Source organism: Kitasatospora sp. NPDC101157, assembly GCF_044768255.1.
Lineage (GTDB): Bacteria > Actinomycetota > Actinomycetes > Streptomycetales > Streptomycetaceae > Kitasatospora.
Genome location: NZ_JBIWPL010000016.1, coordinates 161,077 through 182,828 on the forward strand (window position 1 = coordinate 161,077; position 21,752 = coordinate 182,828).

Annotated in this window: 17 protein-coding genes and 2 pseudogenes; 11 read left to right on the forward strand and 8 right to left on the reverse strand. The window is 71.8% G+C overall.

The features are described 5' to 3' along the window. Positions 1–71: 71 nt before the first annotated feature. Positions 72–2,255 carry a 3-hydroxyacyl-CoA dehydrogenase NAD-binding domain-containing protein gene (locus ACIRVF_RS27915; RefSeq protein WP_402823406.1) on the forward strand — a complete coding sequence of 728 codons (2,184 nt, stop codon included), beginning with the start codon at positions 72–74 and terminating at the stop codon, positions 2,253–2,255. 35 nt (positions 2,256–2,290) lie between these two features. Here the strand turns inward: ACIRVF_RS27915 and ACIRVF_RS27920 are convergent. After that, positions 2,291–2,412 (reverse strand): annotated as a pseudogene (locus ACIRVF_RS27920) (IS110 family transposase); the annotation flags it as partial. 105 nt (positions 2,413–2,517) lie between these two features. Beyond that, positions 2,518–3,345 (reverse strand): hypothetical protein, encoded by an 828-nt coding sequence (locus tag ACIRVF_RS27925; protein ID WP_402823409.1) that lies wholly within the window; start codon positions 3,343–3,345, stop codon positions 2,518–2,520. Positions 3,346–3,598: 253 nt separating this feature from the next. On the opposite strand from ACIRVF_RS27925, the gene ACIRVF_RS27930 reads away from it, so the two are divergent. Beyond that, entirely contained in the window at positions 3,599–5,146 is a 1,548-nt protein-coding gene (locus ACIRVF_RS27930; protein ID WP_402823412.1) for an alpha-L-arabinofuranosidase B, read from the forward strand. Between the two features lie 157 nt (positions 5,147–5,303). Beyond that, a pseudogene (locus ACIRVF_RS27935) lies at positions 5,304–5,606 on the forward strand (arabinofuranosidase catalytic domain-containing protein); the annotation flags it as partial. On the opposite strand, the gene ACIRVF_RS27940 reads toward ACIRVF_RS27935, so the two are convergent. Beyond that, on the reverse strand, positions 5,579–5,884 hold the full coding sequence (locus ACIRVF_RS27940; protein ID WP_402823552.1) for a hypothetical protein: 306 nt from the start codon (positions 5,882–5,884) through the stop codon (positions 5,579–5,581). The pseudogene ACIRVF_RS27935 and the gene ACIRVF_RS27940 sit on opposite strands and share 28 nt — an antisense overlap. 466 nt (positions 5,885–6,350) lie before the next feature. Between ACIRVF_RS27940 and ACIRVF_RS27945 the strand changes: the two genes are divergently transcribed. Continuing rightward, on the forward strand, positions 6,351–7,517 hold the full coding sequence (locus ACIRVF_RS27945) for an MFS transporter (RefSeq protein WP_402823415.1): 1,167 nt from the start codon (positions 6,351–6,353) through the stop codon (positions 7,515–7,517). Between the two features lie 2 nt (positions 7,518–7,519). On the opposite strand, the gene ACIRVF_RS27950 is transcribed toward ACIRVF_RS27945, so the two are convergent. Continuing rightward, positions 7,520–8,755: a PucR family transcriptional regulator gene (locus ACIRVF_RS27950; protein ID WP_402823418.1), complete on the reverse strand. Its 1,236-nt coding sequence runs from the start codon at positions 8,753–8,755 to the stop codon at positions 7,520–7,522. Between the two features lie 329 nt (positions 8,756–9,084). On the opposite strand from ACIRVF_RS27950, the gene ACIRVF_RS27955 reads away from it, so the two are divergent. Then, complete coding sequence (locus ACIRVF_RS27955; protein ID WP_402823540.1) at positions 9,085–9,615, forward strand: helix-turn-helix domain-containing protein; 531 nt, start codon at positions 9,085–9,087, stop codon at positions 9,613–9,615. Here ACIRVF_RS27955 and ACIRVF_RS27960 read toward each other — a convergent pair. Genes ACIRVF_RS27960 through ACIRVF_RS27975 form a run of 4 tightly spaced genes read right to left on the reverse strand, consistent with a single transcriptional unit; the run spans position 9,612 to position 14,310 of the window. Next, positions 9,612–11,273 carry a class I adenylate-forming enzyme family protein gene (locus ACIRVF_RS27960; protein ID WP_402823421.1) on the reverse strand — a complete coding sequence of 554 codons (1,662 nt, stop codon included), beginning with the start codon at positions 11,271–11,273 and terminating at the stop codon, positions 9,612–9,614. The two genes, ACIRVF_RS27955 and ACIRVF_RS27960, sit on opposite strands and share 4 nt — an antisense overlap. A 34-nt stretch (positions 11,274–11,307) precedes the next feature. After that, positions 11,308–12,057 carry an SDR family NAD(P)-dependent oxidoreductase gene (locus ACIRVF_RS27965; protein ID WP_402823424.1) on the reverse strand — a complete coding sequence of 250 codons (750 nt, stop codon included), beginning with the start codon at positions 12,055–12,057 and terminating at the stop codon, positions 11,308–11,310. Continuing rightward, positions 12,054–13,124 carry a phosphotransferase family protein gene (locus tag ACIRVF_RS27970; RefSeq protein WP_402823427.1) on the reverse strand — a complete coding sequence of 357 codons (1,071 nt, stop codon included), beginning with the start codon at positions 13,122–13,124 and terminating at the stop codon, positions 12,054–12,056. The genes ACIRVF_RS27965 and ACIRVF_RS27970 overlap by 4 nt, the downstream gene beginning before the upstream one ends. A 4-nt stretch (positions 13,125–13,128) precedes the next feature. Continuing rightward, positions 13,129–14,310: an acyl-CoA dehydrogenase family protein gene (locus ACIRVF_RS27975; protein WP_402823430.1), complete on the reverse strand. Its 1,182-nt coding sequence runs from the start codon at positions 14,308–14,310 to the stop codon at positions 13,129–13,131. Positions 14,311–14,680: 370 nt separating this feature from the next. Between ACIRVF_RS27975 and ACIRVF_RS27980 the strand changes: the two genes are divergently transcribed. From ACIRVF_RS27980 to ACIRVF_RS28005, 6 genes are read left to right on the forward strand one after another with little or no spacing between them, the layout of a single operon-like run. Further along, complete coding sequence (locus ACIRVF_RS27980) at positions 14,681–16,216, forward strand: flavin-containing monooxygenase (protein ID WP_402823433.1); 1,536 nt, start codon at positions 14,681–14,683, stop codon at positions 16,214–16,216. Then, on the forward strand, positions 16,209–17,141 hold the full coding sequence (locus ACIRVF_RS27985; RefSeq protein ID WP_402823435.1) for an alpha/beta fold hydrolase: 933 nt from the start codon (positions 16,209–16,211) through the stop codon (positions 17,139–17,141). The genes ACIRVF_RS27980 and ACIRVF_RS27985 overlap by 8 nt, the downstream gene beginning before the upstream one ends. Then, a complete protein-coding gene (locus ACIRVF_RS27990) occupies positions 17,125–18,519 on the forward strand; it encodes a flavin monoamine oxidase family protein (protein ID WP_402823438.1) in 1,395 nt (464 codons plus the stop codon). The genes ACIRVF_RS27985 and ACIRVF_RS27990 overlap by 17 nt, the downstream gene beginning before the upstream one ends. After that, positions 18,516–19,220 (forward strand): transporter, encoded by a 705-nt coding sequence (locus ACIRVF_RS27995; protein ID WP_402823441.1) that lies wholly within the window; start codon positions 18,516–18,518, stop codon positions 19,218–19,220. Before ACIRVF_RS27990 ends, ACIRVF_RS27995 begins: the two co-directional genes overlap by 4 nt. A gap of 26 nt (positions 19,221–19,246) precedes the next feature. Then, positions 19,247–20,638 (forward strand): NAD-dependent succinate-semialdehyde dehydrogenase, encoded by a 1,392-nt coding sequence (locus tag ACIRVF_RS28000; RefSeq protein WP_402823443.1) that lies wholly within the window; start codon positions 19,247–19,249, stop codon positions 20,636–20,638. Beyond that, a complete protein-coding gene (locus tag ACIRVF_RS28005; protein ID WP_402823446.1) occupies positions 20,635–21,750 on the forward strand; it encodes a Zn-dependent alcohol dehydrogenase in 1,116 nt (371 codons plus the stop codon). The genes ACIRVF_RS28000 and ACIRVF_RS28005 overlap by 4 nt, the downstream gene beginning before the upstream one ends. Positions 21,751–21,752: the final 2 nt, after the last annotated feature.

Sequence of the window (21,752 nt, forward strand, 5' to 3'; positions counted from 1 at the left end):
CCTGCTCCTCCCCTCCTCCTTCCGCCCTCCCTCCTCCTTCCGCCCCCGCCGCAGACACGGAGCAGACCATCATGTCGACCATCCGCTGGGAGCAGGACGAGACCGGCCTCGTCACCCTCGTCCTCGACGACCCCGGGCAGACCGCCAACACGATGAACGCGGCGTTCCAGGCCTCGCTGTCCGCCGTCACCGACCGCCTGGTGGCCGAGCGCGAATCGGTCCGCGGCGTGATCCTCACCTCCGCCAAGGAGACCTTCTTCGCCGGTGGCGACCTGCGCGAACTGATCAGGGCCCGGCCCGAGGACGCCCAGCGCCTCTTCGAGGCGACGATGGCGATCAAGACCGATCTGCGCCGCATCGAGACCCTCGGCGTCCCGGTGGTCGCCGCCGTCAACGGAGCGGCGCTGGGCGGCGGTTACGAGATCGCCCTCGCCTGCCACCACCGGATCGCCCTGGATGCGCCCGGGGCCAGGATCGGACTGCCCGAGGTGACCCTCGGTCTGCTGCCCGGCGGCGGTGGGGTGACCCGTGCGGTGCGTCTCCTCGGCATCGCCGACGCGCTCCTGAAGCTGCTGCTCAAGGGCACCCGGTACAGCCCGCGGCGGGCGCTGGAGAACGGCCTGGTCGACGAAGTCGTGTCCACCCGCGAGGAGTTGCTCGCCCGGGCCCGGGCCTTCGTCGACGCGCACCCCGAGTCGCAGCAGCCCTGGGACGCACCGGGCCACCGGATCCCGGGCGGTACGCCCGCCGACCCGGAGTTCGCCGCCGTCCTCCCGGCGTTCCCGGCCAATCTGCGCAAGCAGACGGCGGGCGCCCCGTACCCGGCCCCCCGCAACATCCTGGCCGCCGCGGTCGAGGGCTCCCAGGTGGACTTCGCCACCGCGCAGGTCATCGAGGCCCGCTACTTCACGGAGCTGGCCTGCGGCCCGATCTCCACGAACATGATCCAGGCGTTCTTCTTCGACCTCCAGGCCGTGAACGCGGGGGCGAACCGCCCCCAGGGCATCGAGCCGCGCAGTGTCCGCAAGGTCGCCGTCCTCGGCGCCGGAATGATGGGGGCGGGCATCGCCTACGCCTGCGCGCGGGCCGGCATCGAGGTCGTCCTGAAGGACGTCTCGGTCGAGGTCGCGGTCAGGGGCAAGGCGTACTCCGAGAAGCTCTGCGCCAAGGCCGTCTCCCAGGGGCGCACGACCCGGGAGGAGGCCGACACGCTGCTCGCCCGCATCACGCCGGCCGCCGATCCGCAGGCCGTCGCGGGCTGCGACGCGGTGATCGAGGCCGTCTTCGAGGACTCGGCCCTCAAGCACAAGGTCTTCCAGGAGGTCCACGACCTGCTGTCCCCGGACGCCGTGCTCTGCTCCAACACCTCGACCCTGCCGATCACCGGACTCGCCGAGGGCGTCCCCCGGCCCGGGGACTTCATCGGCCTGCACTTCTTCTCGCCCGTCGACAAGATGCCGCTGGTCGAGATCGTCAGGGGCGAGCGGACCGGGGACGAGGCCGTCGCGCGGGCCTTCGACCTCGTGCGGCAGATCAGGAAGACGCCGATCGTGGTCAACGACTCGCGCGGCTTCTTCACCTCGCGCGTCTTCGCGAACTTCATCCAGGAGGGCGTCGCGATGGTCGGCGAGGGCATCGAGCCCGCCTCCGTCGAGCAGGCCGCCGCCCAGGCGGGCTACCCGGCCAAGGTGCTCTCCCTGGTGGACGAGCTGACCCTCACCCTCCTGCGCCGGATCCGCCACGAGACCGAGCAGGCCGCGGCGGAGGCGGGCGGGCGCTGGCCGGGCCACCCCGCCGACGCGGTGATCGACCGGATGATCGACGAGTTCGGGCGGACGGGCCGCAACGCCGGAGCGGGCTTCTACGAGTACGGCAAGGACGGCCGGCGGGCCCGTCTGTGGCCGGGCCTGCGCGAGCACTTCGGCAGGCCGGGGGAGGACGGCCCGTCCCGCACCACCCCGTTCGCGGACATGCAGGAGCGGATGCTCTTCTCCGAAGCCCTCGAAACCGTGCGCCTGCTGGAGGAGGGGGTGCTCACCTCCGTCGCGGACGCCAACATCGGCTCGATCATGGGGATCGGCTTCCCCGCGTGGACGGGTGGCGTCCTGCAGTACATCAACGGCTACGAGGGCAGCCTGCCGGGCTTCGTGGCGCGGGCGCGCGCGCTCGCCACCGCCTACGGCGAGCGGTTCACGCCACCCGCGCTGCTGGTCGCGAAGGCGGAGAGGGGCGAACGGTTCAGCGATTCCTCATAGAGAGGTGAAGCAGCCTGCGTGACGGGCGGTACGGCTTCATAGCACCGTCCGTCACGCAGGAAAGCCACAGGACCTTGACCCGTCGTCGGGCGAGGGCCATGACAGCCTGGCTGTGCCGTTTGCCCTCGGCTCGCTTGCGGTCGTAGAAGCGGCGGGACTCCTCACAGCAGCGGATGCTGATCAACGCGGAGGTGTAGAAGACGCGTTGGAGGCGTCGGCTGTAGCGGGTGACCGGCCGCTTCGTGCCCCGGGGCGTGCCGGGCTACTCGCCGTCCCAGGGGACGGCCGCCAGCACCGCCCCGCCGGCCCGGCGGGCGTAGCGGCAGGTCGCGCCGACTGCCCAGAAGTCGACGGAGGCGCGGCCGGTGACGGAGCGCAGGTCGGCCACCCTGGCGTCGTCGGGCAGGTCCTGTGCGGCCGCGCGCAGCACGTCGTCCTCGCTCGTGCGGAGCCGGGCCGCGGTGATGTCCTCGACGCTCGTCGTGTGCCGGTCGCCGTCAGGCCACAGCTCCCCGAACCGCCGGCCGAAGACTCCGACCTCGGCCGCGGTGCCGGGCGCTTCGGTGCCCGCGGCGAGGGCCTGCTCCAGGCAGTCGGCCAGGTGGTCGAGCCATGCGGTCAGGGACGGAGCCACGCGGTCGGTGTCGGTGGCGTCCCAGAACCGGAACACCGGGCCCCACACCCCGGTCCGCGGGTCGACGTCCACGTAGGTGTGGCCGTCCCCGTGGTCCGTGTGGACGAACCAGTGGGTGCCCACCCCGCCGGCGTGTTCCTGGTACCAGCTCACATCGGCGCTGCCGTACCGGCCGCGGTTGTAACAGTGGTCGAGGTCGACGTGTTCATGGGACTCGTGGCCGTTCACGGCGGAGCGGCTGACGGTCACGCGCACCCCGCCGATCGAGCGCAGCAGTACCCGAACCTCCTCGGGTACCGGGACGGGCCAGCCGTCCATCCGGGCGTCGTCGATGCCCGGGTCCAGGGCCACCAGGCCGCCGGAGGCCTCGGTCAGTCGGTGCAGTCGCGTAGCGGTGGCAGTCGCGGAAGCGGTCCCGGCGGTCGCCGTGGCGGTCGTGGTGATCTGGTCGGTCATGCGGTCGGTCCCCGGTTCGTTCGGCGTCGGCGTCGAAACTACCCCGGCCGTACGACATCGCGTCCCGTGTTCACAGTGAGCGCTAACAGTCCGGTCTCTTGACGGTGCCTCGGCAGCTGGCCATAGTGATGGCCGGCGCAGCATGGTGACGGTGCCCTTGGTGCTATGTGCGCAGCCTCTGCCGGGCATTAATTGTTAGCGCTAACAAAGTTGGACGCCTTCTTCCTTCCCCCACCCGCGGAGGAGTTCGTTCATGACCACACGATCGTGGCTGAGCCGCGCCCGCCGGGCGCTGGCGGCGGTCGGAACGGCCGCGCTGCTCGCCGCCGGCCTGCTCACCGGCACGGGTACCGCCCAGGCCGCCACCCAGGGGCCGTGCGACGTCTACGCCGCGGGCGGAACGCCGTGCGTCGCGGCGCACAGCACCACCCGCGCCCTGTTCGCCTCCTACAACGGCCCGCTGTACCAGGTGCAGCGGGCCTCGGACAGTGCGTTGCAGGACGTCGGCGTGCTGTCCGCCGGAGGCGTTGCCGACGCCGCGGCGCAGGACTCCTTCTGCGCGGGCACCACCTGCATCGTCACCCGCGTCTACGACCAGACCGGTGGCGGCAACACCCTGGTGTACCAGGGGCCCGGCGGGACCGGCGGCGCCGACAGGGCGGCCGTCGCGAACACGGAAGCGCTGAGCGTCGGGGGCCGCAAGGCGTACGCGCTCTACATCAACCCCGGCAACAGCTACTTCGCCCACAACCCCACGGGGGGCGTGCCGACCGGCAGTTCACCCGAGGGCGAGTACATGGTCACCAGCGGCACCCACGTCAACAACGGATGCTGCTTCGACTACGGCAACACGGAGACCGACCACAAGGCCGACGGCAACGGTGCCATGGACGCGATCAACTTCGGCACGGAGTGCTGGTTCGGCGGCTGCACCGGAACCGGACCGTGGGTACAGGCGGACCTGGAGAACGGCCTGTTCTCCGGCGGCAGCAAGACGTGGAACCCCGGCCAGGTCCCGCAGACCAGCCGCTTCGTCACCGCGATGCTCAAGAACGACGGCACCACCCGGATGGCGCTCAAGGGCGCCGACGCCCAGTCAGGGGGCCTGGCTCAGCTCTACAGCGGCTCACTGCCCAGCGGATGGAGCCCGATGCACAAGCAGGGCGCCGTCATCCTCGGCAGCGGTGGCGACTGCTGCCAGACCAACCGCAACGCGAGCGCGGGCACCTTCTACGAGGGCGCCATGGTCAAGGGCTACCCCTCGGACGCCACCGACGCCGCGGTCCAGGCCAACATCGCCGCGGCCGGGTACCGCACCACCACCCCCTTCACCCCCGGCGCGAAGGTGTCGCTTCAGGCCACCACCCCCTGCTGCACCGGCGACTACCTGCGGCACGACACGAGCGACGACAGGGTGGTGATCGCGCCGGTGACCTCCGGCAGTTCCGCCGCTGACAAGGGCAACGCGACCTGGATCGTCCGGGCCGGCCTGGCGAACAGCAACTGCGTCTCCTTCGAGTCGGCCGACACACCCGGCAACTACCTCAGGCACTACGCCTTCCAGCTCCACCTCCAGCCCGACCCCGGCACCAGCCAGTTCGCCGCCGACGCCACCTTCTGCGCCCAGCCGGGAAACAGCGGCACCGGCTACTCCCTCCAGTCCTCCAACTACCCGGCCGAGTACATCCGCCACTACCGCCTCGCCGGCTACCTCGCGAGCGACGGAGGTGCCAACGCCTGGGACACCCCGTCGTCATGGGCCCAGGACACCAGCTGGCTCGCCGCCGCCCCCTGGAGCTGACCAAGGGCAGCCGGAGCCGGGTCTCCTGCCGGGCCCGGGCCGCAGCGGGCCGAAGCCGCACCGGCCCGGCGATGTCAGTGCAACTCCGCGCCGTCCGCACAGCCGGACACCGGGACGTTCGTCCGCGCTCACCTCACCCCACCCAGTGAAGGAACTCCTGGTGTTCAAACCGTGGTTGCACCGCCTCCGACACGCGTTCCTCGCGGCCGGTACCACCACCGTGCTCGCGGCCGGCCTGCTCACCACCACGGCCGGGACTTCGCAGGCGGCCACCCAGGGGCCGTGCGACATCTACGCCGCCGGTGGCACGCCGTGCGTCGCCGCGCACAGCACCACCCGGGCGCTGTACGGCTCGTACGGCGGCCCGCTGTACCAGGTCAGGCGCGCCTCCGACAACGCGACCAGGGACATCGGCCTGCTGAGCGCGGGCGGCTACGCCGACGCCGCCGCGCCTACATCGCCGCCAACGGCGGCGCCAACGACTGCGGCGACGGCGGCCTTCGCCTGCTCGGCGTCGAGGGTGGTGCCCGGGGGCGCGGCGACGACGACGCGCACGGTGCCGCCCGCGGCCTCGGGCATCTTCCGGTGCAGGAGGTCCTGGGCTTGCTGCGACTCGATGCCGGGGACGGTGAGGTCCTTGCTGACAGGGCCGGCCAGGGAGAGGCCGAGGCGCATCGCAGCACTGCCCGTCGGGTCGTCGGACTGAACCGGACGCCCCGCCACCGTTCCGCCGAGCATCCTGCGTCCACGCTTCGCGGTTGACGACGGTCACGGGGCGGGCCTGCGGCCGTGGCCGACCGGTGCGGGGCTGGACGAGAGGGTCTGGCGTCGGCGGCGCCGCGGTGTCCTACCGGCAGGGCAGCGCGGTCCTCCGCCGGGCAGCGGAACGGTGCGGCAGCGGTGGTGCCGAGTGCACAGGGCGGGGCGAAGGACTGTGCACCGTGGCGTATCCAGGGGCGGTCCGGATCGTGACAGTGGAGCACCACGATCGACCGAGAAGGACACAGGGATGCCGGAGTTGTCGACCGCGCGGCGAAGAGCGCGAAGAGTTGCCGTCCTGGGTGCGGGTGCAGTCGCCACCGCCATGATCCGACGCAGTGCCCGGAAGCGTGGCCGGCCCCGCGACCCTCTCGCACGCGTCGGGCACCAGGGCACACGCCCGCCCGGGGCGCCGGCGGTGGAGCAGGCCGTGAGGAGTCGGTGGGTGGTCTTCCTCGCCTATGGGCTGCTGGCGGTCGCGACCCAGGCGCTGTTCGTGACCTACGCGCCGGTGACGCAGGACGCGGCGCGGCACTTCGGCGTTTCGGTGGGCGAGATCGGCTGGCTGTCCCAGGTCTTCCCGCTGGTGTACGTCCTGCTGGCGATCCCGGCCGGCCTGGCACTCGACCGGTTCCTGCGTCCGGCGCTCGTGCTGGGTGCGGTCCTCACTGCGGTCGGGGCGTTCCTGAGGCTGGTGGCCGACGACTTCACCTGGGCGTTCGTCGGGCAGGTCGTCGCCGCGGTGGGACAGCCGTTCATCCTGAATGCGATACCGGGTCTCGCCGTGGGCTACCTGGCGGAGAGGCACCGGGCCATCGGCGTCGCTGCCGCGTCCTCCGCGACGTTCGCCGGCATGGTCGTGGGCTACCTGCTCGGCGCGTGCCTGCCCGGCGAGAGCAACATCCGTACCCTCACCTTCGTGACGGCCCTGGTCGCCCTGGACGCAGGGCTGTGTCTCGTCGCCGCCCTGCGCCTGCGCCCGTACGCGGGCCACGGGTCGGTCCCGGGGACGGGTGGAGCGGGCGTCAACCCTGCCTTCCGGATGGCGTTCGGCAATCAGCACGTGCGACGGCTGTGTGCGGTGGCCGTCATCCCGATGGGGACGTTCATCGCCCTTGCGACGTTCGTGCAGCCCCTGCTGGCGCCGGCGGGCGTCTCCGAACCCACCGCCGGCCTCATCCTCGCGCTGACGATGATCGCCGGTGTGGTCGGCTGTGCGGTCGTGCCCGTCTGGGCGGACCGGCGCGGCCGCGAGGTCGAGGTCATGGGTGCCGCGATCGCCGTTACCGCGATGGCCTGTCTGCATCTGGCCCTGGTCCCGAGCCCGCTGACAGCGTTCGTCACGCTCCTCGGGACGGGATTCATGCTGCTTCCTGCCCTTCCCATCGGGTTGTCCTTGAGCGAGCGGCACGCGCCGGGGGCCGAGAGCACGGCCGCCGGGCTGATCTGGATGGCGGGCAACCTGGGAGGGGTCGTGCTGGCGACGACAGTCGGACTGCTCGTCACCCGCCCCGCGCTCGCCTTCGCGGCGCTGCTGGGGGCCACCCTGCTCGCCCTTCCGGCCCTTCACTGGTTCCGCAGGCTCGAACGCCCGGTCGATCCCGTGGTGTGAGGTCAGTTCGAGGCGGTCGCGAGGATGCCGGGCGCGATGTCCAGCACGAGGAGCGCTGCCGCAAGATGGGCCGGGTTGTCCTCGACCTTGACCGCCGAGAGCTCGTTCGCGCGCGAGACCCGCCGCTCTACGGTGTTGCGGTGCACGTAGAGAGCGGCGGCGGCCCGTGTGGTGTTGAAGCCGCACTGCAGGTAGGTGAGGAGCGACTGCCGCAGCGGCGGGTCGGCTTCGGCCAGCGGACCGAGGGTGTTGATGACGAACCGTCGGGCGCCGGCCCGGTCCTTGGTGAGCGCGTCGATCAGCTCGACGTCGGCGTAGGCGGTGAACTGCCGGCCGGATGCGAGGCGGTTGACCAGTGCCTGCGCCGCGAGGGCGTCCTGGTGGCTGGACCGGAACCCTTCGAGTCCGTGGCCGGGCCTGCCCACCGCGCCGCGGACGCCGGGTGCCGTCGCCAGGGCCTGCTCCACCTGGTACGGGTCCGGGATGTTCGCACCGGAGAGCCAGATCCAGCGCGAGGCGGTGCTGGCACGTGCCACCAGGGTGCTGCGGTCCGAGGCCGGGGTGCTCACCGCCGCGACGGCCAGGTCCAGGGCGTCGATGTGCCGGGGGTCGTCGATCCACAGCACGAGACCGGTGTGCCAGCGCCCCATCCGGTAGTGCAGGCGCCCCTCGGCGAGGTCCTGCGCCATCGGTGCTCCGCTGGCGATCAGCTGGATCAACGCGATCGCCCCGGCGTCCGCGTTGCCCTTCGCCGCTGTGAGACTGGCTTCCCGCAGCGCCAGGACGGAGTCGAGTGCGTACTGCACCAGCGACTTCGCCGACACGTCCAGGACGTCCACCAGGAGGCCGCGATCGGTGACCTCCGCCGCGCACTCCTCCAGCCACCGCCGCCAGCCCATGCCCAGGGCCACGCGCCAGGCGCCGACGAAGTCCGGCGCGATGCCGCGGGAGACGAGGTCGTTGATGTAGGCCGTGGCACGCGGGCCGACGTACGGCTCCACCCGCCGCCCCGGCCGCTGGACGTTCGCCGTCAACCACTGCACGAGATCGGAGCGGTTGAGCTCGCGGTCCTCCTCCGCCAGGGATGCGTCCGCGAGCAGGGCGGGGTCGTTCTGGGCCACGAGCGTGGGCGGGGTGAGGGCGTCGATCATGGCGTCCGTCTCGCTCATCAGGCGCTGGCACAGGGATCTGATCGCGTCGGCGACTTCGGGGGAAGGCGGGGGCCACAGCTCGTCCATGTCTGAAGTCTGCTCCTGATCTCGAGAAGCCGGTGCACCCGGGGTGCGCCGCGGCACCGGCGGTGGGGGAGGAGGAAGGGGCCGGGGGAGGCCCGTACATCGCCCTGCCGCGGTCATCGCGCGGGGTCGGGGGAAGCGGCCCCGTCCCAGGGGCAGCACCCACCATGGCCTAGCCTCTCCTACGGAGGGGCTCGTCGGAGTCGGCCGGCCGCCCGCCGGCCGGGCGGCCTCGGCTCCGGGACAGGCGGTGAGCGGACATCGACAGCAGCAGGACGACCCACGGGGCGCCGGAGGGCTCGCCAGCTCCCGAAGGCTCCGCGGGCCCGAGGCTGAGGGAGATCAGGGCCGGTCGAGGGCTGTCGTTGACGGAGGTCGCGCACCGGGCGGGCGTCACCAAGGGCTTTCTGAGTCAGCTGGAGCGTGGTCTCACCAGCGTGTCCGTCCCGACGCTGCTGCGACTCTGCGAGGTGCTGCGGATCGGGGTGGGCGAGCTGTTCGACTACCCGGACGAGCCGGTCGTGCAGGGCGGGAGCCGGATCGACATGGGCGGCGAGGGTGTCGTCGAGTACCTGCTGACGCCCGCCGGCACCACGGAGTTCCAGGTCTTCCGCTCGGTGATCGAACCGGGTGGGGGCACCGGCGGCCCCTATCGGCTCGGCCCGGGAAGCGTCTTTGCGATGGGGCTGAGCGGCTCCACCCGCCTGGTCGTCGGTGGCGAGACCCGGATGCTGTCGGCCGGCGCGTCCACCTCGTTCTCCGGCGAGGTGCTGCACCAGTTCGACAACCCGGGCCCAACGGCGAGCGAGGTCCTGTGGGTGGTGTCGCCCCCGCTCCTGCGCGCCGCCCGAGGGCCGTCCTAGCCCTGTTCGCGCAGTTCCTGACGGCGGATCTTGCCGGTGGCGGTCTTGGGGAGTTCGCCGACGAGGTGGATGCGGCGCGGCCGCTTGTACGCGGCCAGGCGGCCGCGCACGAAGGCGTGGAGCTCGTCCGCGGTCGTGGTGGCCCCCGGTGTGAGGGACACGTGGGCGACGACGGCTTCTCCGCGGTAGGCGTCCGGTTCCCCGACGACGGCGGCTTCGAAGACCGCGGGGTGTTCGTAGAGGGCGTCCTCGACCTCGCGGGGCCAGACCTTGTAGCCGGAGCTGTTGATCTGGTCCTTGAGCCGGTCGACCAGGTAGACCCAGCCGTCCGGGTCGAGGACGGCGACGTCGCCGGTGCGCAGGCGCCCCCGGGGGAGGGCGGCGGCGGAGCTGTCGGGCTTCTCCCAGTAGCCGGAGATCACCTGGGGCGCGGAGATCTCCAGCTCGCCGGCGGTCCCGCACGGCAGGCCGGTGCCTTCGGCGTCGACGACGCGCACGACGACACCGGGAGTGGGCACACCCACCGAGAGGGTGCCGTCGGCCGCGTGGAGGCGCGCGTGACGCCCCGGGGGCACGGCGATGCCGCCCGCGGTGGTCTCGGTCATCCCCCAGACGTTGTGGAGGTAGTGGCCGAACCGCTCCTGGAACGCCTCCACGGTGGCCGGCGGTACGGGAGCGCCGCCGGAGTAGAGCAGCCGCACGTGGCGCAGGTGGTCGGCGCCGGCGTGTTCGAGCGCCATCAGGGCGTTGAACGCGGTGATCGACCCGAGGGTGAAGGTGACGCCGTGCTCGGCGAACGCGTCGAGGACGACCTCGGGCCGGTAGCGGCCGACGAGGACGAGTGCCGCATCGTTGAGGACGGCGGTGGCGGCGTTGAGGATCACGCCGGAGATGTGGAACAGCGGGGCGATGCCCAGCACGACGTCGTCGGGTCCCAGGCGCACCCAGGCGCCGAAGTTGGCGGCGGAGTGCAGCACGTTGCCGTGGCTGTTCATCGCGCCCTTCGCCGGACCCGTGGTGCCGGAGGTGTAGCAGATCAGCGCCGTGTCGTCGGCGCCGACGGCCGGACGCCGCGGACGGCGTCCGGCGTGCTGCGCCAGCAGCGCCGACAGGTCCGCCAGCGCGCTGGACGAGGCGCCCCAGGCGACGCGGGGATCGTTGCGGGTCTGCCAGTCGCGGTCGTTGACGCCGATCACCCAGGTGACGGAAGAGCCGGCGAGGGTGGCCGACATCTCGGCGGCGTCGGTGTGGGCCGCGAAGACGCCCACCGGCCGGCAGTCATCGACCAGTCGGCGCAGTTCGCGGCCGCGGTACATCGGGTTGAGCGGCACGCCGATTGCGCCGGTCTTCCACAGGGCGAGGAGGACGACGAGGTAGTGCGGCACGCTCTGCAGGTGGATCGCGACCCGGTCGCCCCGGCCGACGCCCCGGTCCTGGAGCGCGGCCGCGAGGGCGTCCGAGGCCGCGTCGACCTGGGCGGCGGTGAGCGTGCCGTCGAAATACCGGACGAGCACGCGGTGGGGCGCCCTCGCCACGCGCGCGTCCCAGGCCTCGGCGAGGCAGGCGTGGCGCAGCACCGGGTCGGGGTCGGTGCCGGCGGGGTAGCTCGCGAGCCAGGGCCGCTCGTCGGGCAGGGCTCCGGGGCTGGGTGGGGTCATCGTCGACGTACCTTCCTCATCCGGTGGGGGCGGCTCAGGCCTGGAATCCCGAGGTCCCGGCTCGGGTCATCACGATCGGCGCGACACCGGCGTTGCGGGAGAGCCGCAGCACCATGTCGACCACCTCGACCACGTCCTCGACGGGGATCATCGAGGCTGCGGGCACCCGGTCCGCGATCCACGAGGTCATGTCGGTGGCGACGTAGGCCGGCGCGATCGAGGTGGCCCGGACGCCGGCCGCGGACTCCTCCTGGTGGACGGCCTCGAGGTACCGCAGCAGGGCCGCCTTGCTGGCGCCGTAGACCGCATAGCCGGCGTCGGCGTGGACGCCGGTGATCGACGACAGCCCGATGATGCTGGCGCCGTGCCGCGGGTCGGCGGCGGCGCCCTCGCGGAGCAGCGGCAGTGCCCGCTGGGTCAGCCGCATCGAGGTCACCAGGTTGACCTGCAGGGTCTTGGCCATGCGGTGCGCCGGAAAGTCGGCGGCGCGGGCGACCGTTCCGACGCCGGCGTTGAGGACCAGGGCGCTCATCGCGCCGAAGGCGTGCTGGTGCAGCTCGGCGAGCTGGTCGGCCGCGTCCTCGGCGGCGAGGTCGACGGCCAGCCGCGCGACGTGCGGCGCGCCGGCGGCGCGCAGTTCCCCGGCGAGTTCGGTCAGGTGGTCGGCGTTGCGGGCGGTGACCGTCAGGCCCCACCCGTGCTGGGCGAGCCGGGTGGCGATGCCCCGGCCGATGCCGCGGGAAGCGCCCGTGACCAGCGCGGTCCGGGGGGAGGAGTTCGTCATGCCGTCCCCTGCAGTGCGTCGTGTGCGAGGTCGAAGTAGCGGGCGACGGATTCGCCGGCGCTGGCATAGCCCGCGGCGCCGTCGCCGGCGCCCGCCCGGTGGCGGTGCGCGATGCCGGCGGCGATGACGCCGATCTTGAAGTAGGCCAGGGCGAGGTGGAAGTCCCAGTCGCGGAGCGGGACGCCGCCGGCCCTCTCGTACCGTTCCGCGAGGGCGGACGCCTCGGGCAGCCGGGGGCTGGTCCAGGAGCTGGGCGCGCCGACGATGAGGTCGAAGACCCGGTCGCGGTAGGCGCACATGAGGGCGACGTCGGCCACCGGGTCGCCGATGGTGGACAGCTCCCAGTCGACGACCGCGGCGATCTCGGCCCCGCCGGTCGCGCGGCCGAGGCGGACCAGGGTGTTGTCGAGGCGGTAGTCGCCGTGCACGACCGAGACGTGGTGCTGGGCCGGCAGGCGTGCGCACAGCAGTTCCGCGACCCGTTCGCCGGCCGCGGCCAGTTCGGGCGCCCCGACCAGCGTCCACTGGCCGGCCCACCGTCTGAGCTGCCGCTCGGCGTAGCCGTCCGGGCGGCCGAACCGTTCCAGTCCGACCGCGACGTGGTCGACCCGGTGCAGGGCGGCGAGCACGTCGATCAGCCGGGTGACGACCTCGTCGACCTCTGCGTCGCCGAGCGGTGCCAGCTCGGTGGCGAGACGGAGGGACCGGGCGCTGACATGCTCGACGACGGTGAACGGCACGCCGAGCACCGAGAGGTCCTCCACCAGCAGCACGGGCCGCGCCACCGGCACCTCGGTCCCGACCAGGGCCGAGGTGACCGTGAACTCCCGCGCCACGTCGTGGGCGGACGGCGTGTGCCCGGCGCGCGGCGGGGTGCGCAGTACCCAGGTCGACGTGCCGTCGGTGAGCCGGTAGGTGAGGTTGGAACGTCCTCCGGCGATCAGCTCGGTCCGCAAGGGGCCGGCCGGTGTCGTGCCGATCTGACGCAGCGCCGTGTCCAGCCGGGTGAGTTCGGCGTCGGTCGGCTGCATGCCGAGCGGGGTGGCGGCGGCAATGTTGTCGCTCATCCGGTCACCGCCCTGCGACGGCGCGCAGCGCCCGGCGGGCGATGGACCAGCGGTGCACCTCGGAGGGACCGTCGTAGATCCGGAACGGCCGCAGCTCGCGGGCGATCTTCGCGACCGGCAGGTCGCGGGAGACGCCGAGGCCGCCGCACATCTGCACCGCCCGGTCGACGACCCGGTGCAGCGCCTCGGCGGCGAAGGTCTTGGTGATCGAGGTCTCCCGGGAGGCGCGCTCGCCGGCGTCGAGCCGCCGGCACGCGTCGAGCAGCAGCGCCCGGGTGGCGGCCAGGTCGATCTCGCTGTCGCCGATCATCTGGTGGATCATCCCCTGGTCGGCGAGCCGCGAGCCGAAGGCCTCCCGGTCGCAGACGTAGCGCAGGGCCACCTCGTGCGCCCGCTGCGCCGCGCCCGTCCACCGCATCACGTGGGTCATCCGTGCGGGCCCGAGCCGCACCTGCGCGTAGCGCATGCCCTCGTCGACGCCGCCCAGGACGTCGTCGTCGGGGACGAACAGGTCGGTGAAGCGGAGCTCGCAGTGCCCGCCGAGCATGCTCTTGTCGACCGTCTCGACGTGCCGCACCACCTCGATGCCGGGCGAGTCGGCGGGGGCGAGGAACATCGTCGCGCCGCCGGCCGAGCCCGGCTCACCGCCGGTGCGGGCCATGACGATCAGGAAGCCGGCCCCGTCGGCCCCCGTGATGAAGCGCTTCTCACCGTCGATCAGCCAGCCGCCGTGGACCCTGCGCGCCGTGGTGCGCAGCATGCCGGGGTCGGCGCCGGCGCCGGGTGAGGGCTCGGTCATGGCGAACGCCGAGCGGCACCGGCCCTGCACCAGCGGCGCCAGGTACCGCTCACGCTGGGCGGGCGAGGCGATGCGGTCGAGCAGGTGGATGTTGCCCTCGTCCGGGGCGTTGATGTTGACAGCCATCGGCCCGAACAGCGAGCGGCCCGCCGCCTCGAACACCTCGATCCGGTCGACCATGCCGAGGCCGAGGCCGCCGTGCTCCACCGGGCCGTGCGGGGCCAGCAGGCCGCGCTCCCGTGCCAGGCCCTGCAGCCGGGTCCGCAGCGCCTCTCCTCCGGCGGCCTGGACGTCGCCGTCGAAGGCGTCGTCGACGGGGAGGACCTCCTCGGCGATGAAATTCCTCACCCGCTCGGCCAGTTCGGCCGTTGTGCCGTGCTCACTCATGGGGGACCTTCGCATCGAGTCGTTGGTAGGCGGTCGGGAGGCACGTCCGCTTCCGCAGGACGAGCGCTTGCGCCGTGCCGGCTGTGGCGGAGGGAGCGACGGAGTCGGCGACCACCGCACGGACCGGACCCGCCGGTCCGGGGACCGCGCGGCTGTCGTTCACGGCGAACTCGCCGAGAGGGTTTAGTGGCAGTAAACGACGCAAAGCTCTATCACGCCGACGGGGGCGTCACAAGGGTGGCGGCAGCGCACGGCCGGCTTGTGCGTGGTGCACCAGGTCTGGCGCAAGAAGGGTGCGCGCTGTCGTTCCCGCTCGTGGCCACGGTTGGCGACAGTGAGGTCACGACCCCGGGAACAGCGAGGAAACGCCATGACAACCAAGGTGCTCGACCCCGTCGAGGAGTTCGACGTGGTCATCATCGGAGCGGGCATCTCCGGAATCGGTGCGGCCAGCTACTTCAGCCGTGAACTCCCCGGCAAGTCCCTGCTCGTGCTTGAGGGCCGCGACAACATCGGCGGCACATGGGACCTCTTCCGCTACCCGGGCATCCGCTCGGACTCGGACCTCCACACGTTCGGCTACGAGTTCAAGCCGTGGCGTCACGAAGCCGCGATCGCCGATGCGCCGCTGATCCGGGCCTACCTCCGGGAGACGGTCGAGGAGAACCACCTGGAGCCCTTGATCAGGCTGCGCCACCGGGTCGTCAGGGCCGAATGGTCCTCGTCCGACGTGCGGTGGACCCTCACCGTCGAGGCGACCGATCCCGCCCGCAAGGTCACCGTGACCAGGACGATCCGCGCCGGATGGGTGTTCGCCGCCACTGGCTACTACCGGTACGACGAGGGCTTCTCCCCCCGTTTCCCCGGGCAGGAGGACTTCGAGGGCACCATCGTCCATCCGCAGCACTGGCCCGAGGACCTGGACTACAGCGGCAAGAAGGTCGTCGTCATCGGCAGCGGTGCGACCGCGATCACCCTGGTGCCGTCGATGGCCACCGGGCCGGATGCCGCCCGGCACGTGACGATGCTGCAGCGGACCCCGACGTACGTCCTGGCCCTGCCGCGCGTCGACAAGCTCGCCCTGGCGCTCACCAAGGTGCTCGGCGAGGAGCGCGGGTACGCCGTGACGCGGTTCAAGAACATCTGGCTCGACCGTGCGGTCGTCAAGGGCCTGCGCACGTTCCCGAGGGCCGGGCGACGGCTGATCCGGTACGAGAACCGCAAGCGGCTGCCCAAGGGGTTCGACGTCGACAAGCACTTCAACCCGCCGTACGACCCGTGGGACCAGCGGCTGTGTCTGGCCCCGGACGGCGACTTCTTCGACGCGATCAAGAACGGTCACGCGAGCGTTGTCACCGACACGATCACCCGCTTCAGCAGCCGCGGCGTCGTGCTCGGCTCGGGCGAGGAACTGGAGGCCGACGTCGTCGTCACTGCGACGGGGCTGAACCTGCAGCTCTTCGGCGGCATGCCGATCGTGGTCGACGGCCGCGAGGTCGAGATCGCGGACGCGGTCAGTTACCGCGGGATGCTGCTGAGCGGGATCCCCAACTGGGCGATGGCGATCGGCTACACCACCTCGTCGTGGACGCTCAAGGTGAGCCTGATGTGCCGTTACTTCATCGACCTCGTCCGGCACATGGACGCCCACGGGTACGACCAGGTGGTCCCGGTCGCCCAGCCCGGGATGGAACGCAGGCCGGTGATGGACCTGAAGGCCGGCTACGCCAAGCGCGGCGAGAAGGTCCTGCCCAAGCAGGGCCTCGAGAAGCCCTGGCGGATGGCGTTGTCCTATCCCGAGGACGCCAAGGCCCTGCGCGGACCGGTCGCCGACAACAACCTCGTGTTCGGCAACGCACGCTGGGTCGCGCACCCGTCCGACGGGGGGCGAGCGACCCGTGTCTGAGGCGAGCGCGAAGAGCACCGACCAGTACGCGGCCCTGCCGTCCGGCATGACGATCTGCTTCCGCGACTTCGGCGACGAGGCCGACCCCGCCATCCTCCTCCTCGCCGGACTGGGCGAGGACCTCACCTTCTGGAGCGATGCGTTCTTCGACGCGCTCGTCGCCCGCGGCTTCCGGGTCATCGCGGTCGACAACCGTGACGTCGGGCAGTCGAGGTTCGTGGCCGCACCCCCTCCGGCGCTCTGGCGTCAGATCGCCGCGCGCCCGCGCCGCGACGCGTACACACTCGCCGACATGGCGCAGGACGCCGTCGGCGTTCTCGACCACCTCGGGATCTCGCAGGTCCACCTGGTGGGGCGGTCGATGGGCGGGATGATCGCGCAGACGATCGCGGCCACGGCCCCCGAGCGCGTCCTGTCGCTGACCTCCCTCTACTCGACCACCGGGTCGAAGAAGGTGGGCCGGCCGGCACTGTCGACGATCCGGCTCCTCGCCACCCCACCGGCCCGGAACAGGACCGGGGCGGTCCGGGCCCACCTGCGGATCACCCGGCACATCGCGGGAACGGGCTACCCCATCGACGACGCGGCCGAGGCGGCCATCGCGGCCCGCGGCTGGGACCGCTGCGCCGGTGACCCGGCGGCCGGCGTGGCGCGCCAGATCCAGGCGATCCAGCGCTCCGGGGACCGGACGGCCCAGTTGAGGACCGTCAATGCCCCGACGCTCGTCATCAACGGCGACCGGGACCTGCTGGTCCACCCGAGCGGCGGCGAGGCGACGGTGAAGGCGATCCGCTCGGCCCAGCACGTGGTCATACCCGGCATGGGCCACCACCTTCCCCAGGCCCTCGTCGGCCCCGTCACCCAGTACATCGCGCAGCACGCGGCCCGCGTGGGCGAAGGAGGAAACCATGTCCGCATCTCCTGAGCGGAACTCCCGGGACGCCACGGTCGACGTCGTGGTCGTCGGCGCCGGCTTCGCGGGCCTGAGCGCCGCCGAGCGGCTGACCAGCGAGGGCCGGTCCGTCCTGGTCCTGGAAGCCCGCGACCGGGTCGGCGGCCGATCGCTCTCCGGCGAAGTGGCAGGCGTGAAGGTCGACCTCGGAGCGACATGGGTGTCACGACGCCACACCGCCATCCGGGACCTGGCACGCCGAATGGGGTGCACCACGACCGGCCAGTTCGCTCATGGCCGCAACGTGCTGTGGATGGCAGGCCGGCGCCGCACCTACAGCGGCACCATTCCCAAGGTCTCCCCCGCAGCCCTGGTGGACATGGCCCGCATGCAGATGGCGATGAACCAGCTGGTCGCCACCATCGACGTGGACGCCCCGTGGGAGACGCCCGGCGCCGTCAGGCTCGACGCCGTCTCCTTCGGCGAGTGGCTCGACCGGAAGAACGCGCTGCCCAGCACCCGTGCGCTGATGACCATCGTCAGCAAGGTGCAGTGGGGCTGCACCCCGGGAGACGTCTCCCTGCTGCACGTACTGCGCTACATCCGTGCAGCGGGCGGACTCAACCACATGCTGGACGTCGAGGGCGGAGCGAACGAGGACCGGTTCGTCGAGACCACCCAGGAGATCGCCAGGCGGGTGGCCGAGAAGCTCGGCGACCGCGTGCGGCTGGGGACACCGGTGCGATGTATCGCGCAGGACGGCAACGGCGTCACCGTCCACACCGACTCCGGCGAGATCCGCGCGGGATACGCGATCGTCACGGCCGCCCCGGCGCACCGCGCCACCATCGAGTACGAACCCGCTCTGCCCGAGCAGGCCCGAGGGCTCACACGGACCTGGCGCATGGGCGTGCTGAGCAAGGCCTTCGTGGCCTACGACAGGCCTTTCTGGCGGGCCGACGGCTGCTCCGGTGAGGCGGTGACCGACACCGGAACCGTGTTCATCACCTTCGACGTGTCCCCCACCCCTGCCGGACCGGGCGTCCTGATGGCCTTCTGCGACCCTCGCGTCTTCGACGGCTTCAGCCCCGAGACCCGACGCGACCTGGTGGTCCAGCAACTCGTCGACCTCTACGGTCCGCAGGCCAGCACCCCGATCGACTACCTGGACCACTGCTGGGGAGCGGAGCCGTTCGCCCCTGGCGGCCCCCACCCCGTCGCCGGCCCCCACACGACCGCGAGCTACGGCCGGGCGCTCACCGAGCCCCACGGGCGCATCCACTGGGCCGGCACCGAGACCGCCGGCGAGTGGGCCGGCACCATGAACGGCGCGGTCCTGACGGGCCAGCGCACCGCCGAGAACGTCGCCGCGCTCCTGTCCGGCAACGTGCGTGAGGGGGCGTCGAGATGAAGGTGGCGCTGTTCCTGCTGGCCGATCTGTGGATGATCTTCGCCGGCTACTTCTACGGCTGGAGATTCATCCGCCGCTACGGCAACTACCTCCTCGGTCTCGAGGTGATGGTGGTCGCGACGTCGGGCAGCAACTTCCTGCTCTGGTCGCTGCTGGGCGCCGACCGCGGCAGCATCCTCTACGACGTGGCCTACTTCTTCGACGCCTTCTCCAGGTCCGTCGGCATCACGGTCATCCTGATCATGGGTCTGATGATGGTCACCCACCGCTACAAGCCGAGCCGAGGCGTCGACATCGCCGTGTTCGGAGCTGCGGTCGTGGCCGGCCTGTTCCTCCGGCCGTTCCACGGCGCGAACCTCCACACCGACCGCGCCGCGTTCTCGGTCGCCGTGTTCTACGTCGTCGTCAATCTCCTCACGGCGGTCTTCCTCGGATACTTCGTCAAGCGGCTGTGGCAGGCAGGCGCGAGATGGCCGGCGATCTGGACGGCACTGGTCACGGCCGCCGGGACCACCATCGCGGTCATCTACGACTTCTTCCCCCTGCCGTTCGACGACGCCGACCGCACGGTCTTCTACACCGCCGCGCTGGCGACCTGGGGCACCGAGATATTCGTCTACGCCCGCGCCTACCGCGTGCTGCACGACCGCACCGCCACCTCGGACGCAAACCCGGCCCGCGCAGTCGGAGCCCCCGCATGAACCCCGCACACGAAGAGGGAGTCAGGATGGCGAACAGGCACGGGTACGCGGTGGTGGACCCCGCCGACGGCACAGTGGTCAAGGAGTACCCCACCGCGACGGACCAGGCCGTCGACGGGGCGCTCGACGCGGCGGCGAAGGCCTATGCGCACTGGTCGAGGCAGACCTCCCTCGCCCAGCGCGCCCGGGTGTTGAGCGCCGTCGCCGACCTGCACGAAGAGCGCAGCCCGCAGCTCGCCGCGATCATCCAGCGGGAGATGGGCAAGCCGCTGGACCAGGCCCTCGCGGAGGTCGAGTTCAGCGCCTCCATCTACCGGTACTACGCCGACAACGCGGAGGCGTTCCTCGCCGACGAGCCGATCGAGGTCCTGGGGGGAGAGGGCACCGCTCTCATCCGCCGCCAGCCGGTCGGCGTGCTCCTGGGGATCATGCCCTGGAACTACCCGTACTACCAGGTGGCCCGGTTCGCCGCACCGAACCTCGCGCTGGGCAACACCATCGTGCTCAAGCACGCGTCGCAGTGCCCGGAGTCCGCCGCGGCCCTCCAGCAGTTGTTCACCGACGCGGGCGCTCCCGAGGGCTGCTACGTCAACGTCTACGCCACCCGCGAGCAGATCGCCGTCGCCATCGCGGACCCCCGGGTGCAGGGGGTCTCCTTCACCGGTTCGGAGAAGGCCGGCGCGGAGGTCGCCGCGCAGGCCGGGCGCTGCCTGAAGAAGGTGGTGCTCGAACTGGGCGGCTCGGACCCCTTCATCGTGCTGTCGACCGACGACCTCGACGCCACGGTCCGGGCGGCGGTCGAGGCGCGGTTCGAGAACACCGGGCAGGCGTGCAACGGCGGCAAGCGGTTCATCGTCGCCGACGACCTCTACGACGCCTTCCTCGACGCGTTCATCCGGGAGGTGCTCGCCATGACCGACGGCTTGGCGCCGCTGTCCTCGGTCGCCGCCGCCGAGTACCTCGAGGAACAGGTCGAGCGAGCCGTCGACCACGGAGCGACGTTCATCTCCGCGGGGAAGCGGGAAGGGGCGCACTTCCCGCCCGGCGTCCTGACGAACGTGTCGCCGACCTCGCCCACGGCCGCCGAGGAGTTCTTCGGCCCGGTCGCGATCGTCCACCGGGCCCGGTCGGAGGAGGAGGCGGTCGAACTGGCGAACGCCACACCGTACGGGCTGGGCTCCTACCTGTTCACGACCGACGCCGACCAGGCGGAGCGGGTCGCCGACCGGATCGACGCGGGCATGGTCTTCGTGAACGGCGTCGGCCTGGAGGGCGCGGAACTGCCCTTCGGCGGGGTCAAGCGGTCCGGTTTCGGCCGGGAACTGGGCCGGGCCGGAATCGACGAGTTCGCCAACCGCAAGCTCATCCGCACCGCTGCGTCCCGTCCGGCACAGCCCACGGGAGGAAACCCGTCATGACCATCGAATTCGACGCCGCCGTCTTCAGGGGCCCGGGCGCGCCGCTGACCATCGAGCGGGTCGCCCTGCCCTCGACGCCCCCGCCCGGCGAGGTGCTCGTGCGGCTCGGAGCGAGTGGGCTGTGCCACAGCGACCTCCACGCGCTGGTCGGCGAGTGGGAGGTGCCGTCGCCGATGATCCTCGGCCACGAAGGGGCCGGGACGGTCGAGCGCGTCGGCGAAGGCGTCACGACCCTCAAGCAGGGCGACCACGTGGTGCTGTCGTGGACGCCGTCGTGTCGCCGCTGCCGCCACTGCGTCAGCGGAAGGCCGGTCCTGTGCGACATGGTCAGCCAGCACTCGGCGAACCACCTGTCGTTCGACGGCCGATCCCGCGTCACGTCCGCGGACGGGGCCGACGTCTACAGTTTCGCTGGCCTCGGAACGTTCGGGCAGTACACCCTGGTGCCCGAGTCGGCGGCGATCGCCGTCCGCCAGGACGCCCCGTTCCCACAGGCGGCACTGGTCGGATGCGCCGTCACCACCGGCATCGGCGCGGCCGTCAACACCGCCAAGGTGCGTCCGAGCGACACCGTGCTGGTCCTCGGCTGCGGCGGCGTCGGCCTCAACGCGATCCAAGGCGCCCGACTCGTCGGCGCCCGGAAGATCATCGCCTCCGACGTCTCCGACGACAGGCTCGAGCAGGCCCGCCACTTCGGCGCCACCCACGTGGTCAACAACCGGGGCGAGGACCTCGCCGAGCGGATCTCCCAGCTCACCGACGGACGCGGCGTGGAGGTGGCCATCGAGGCCATCGGTCTGCCGCGCACCATCGAGGCTGCCTACGCGGTCCTGGCCCGGGGCGGCACGGCGGTGGTCGCCGGGCAGGTGGCGGACGGTGTGCGGATCTCCATCGACCCGTTCGTCATGTCCGACCAGGAGCTCTCCCTCATCGGGTCGAACTACGGCTCCAGTACACCGGATTCGGACTTCCCTCTGCTGATCGACCACTACCTGGACGGCCGGATCGACCTCGACTCCCTCGTGACGCGCGTGATCGACCTGAAGGACATCAACGAAGGCTTCGACCAACTGAAGCGCGGCGTCGGCATCCGCTCGGTGATCACCTACTGAAA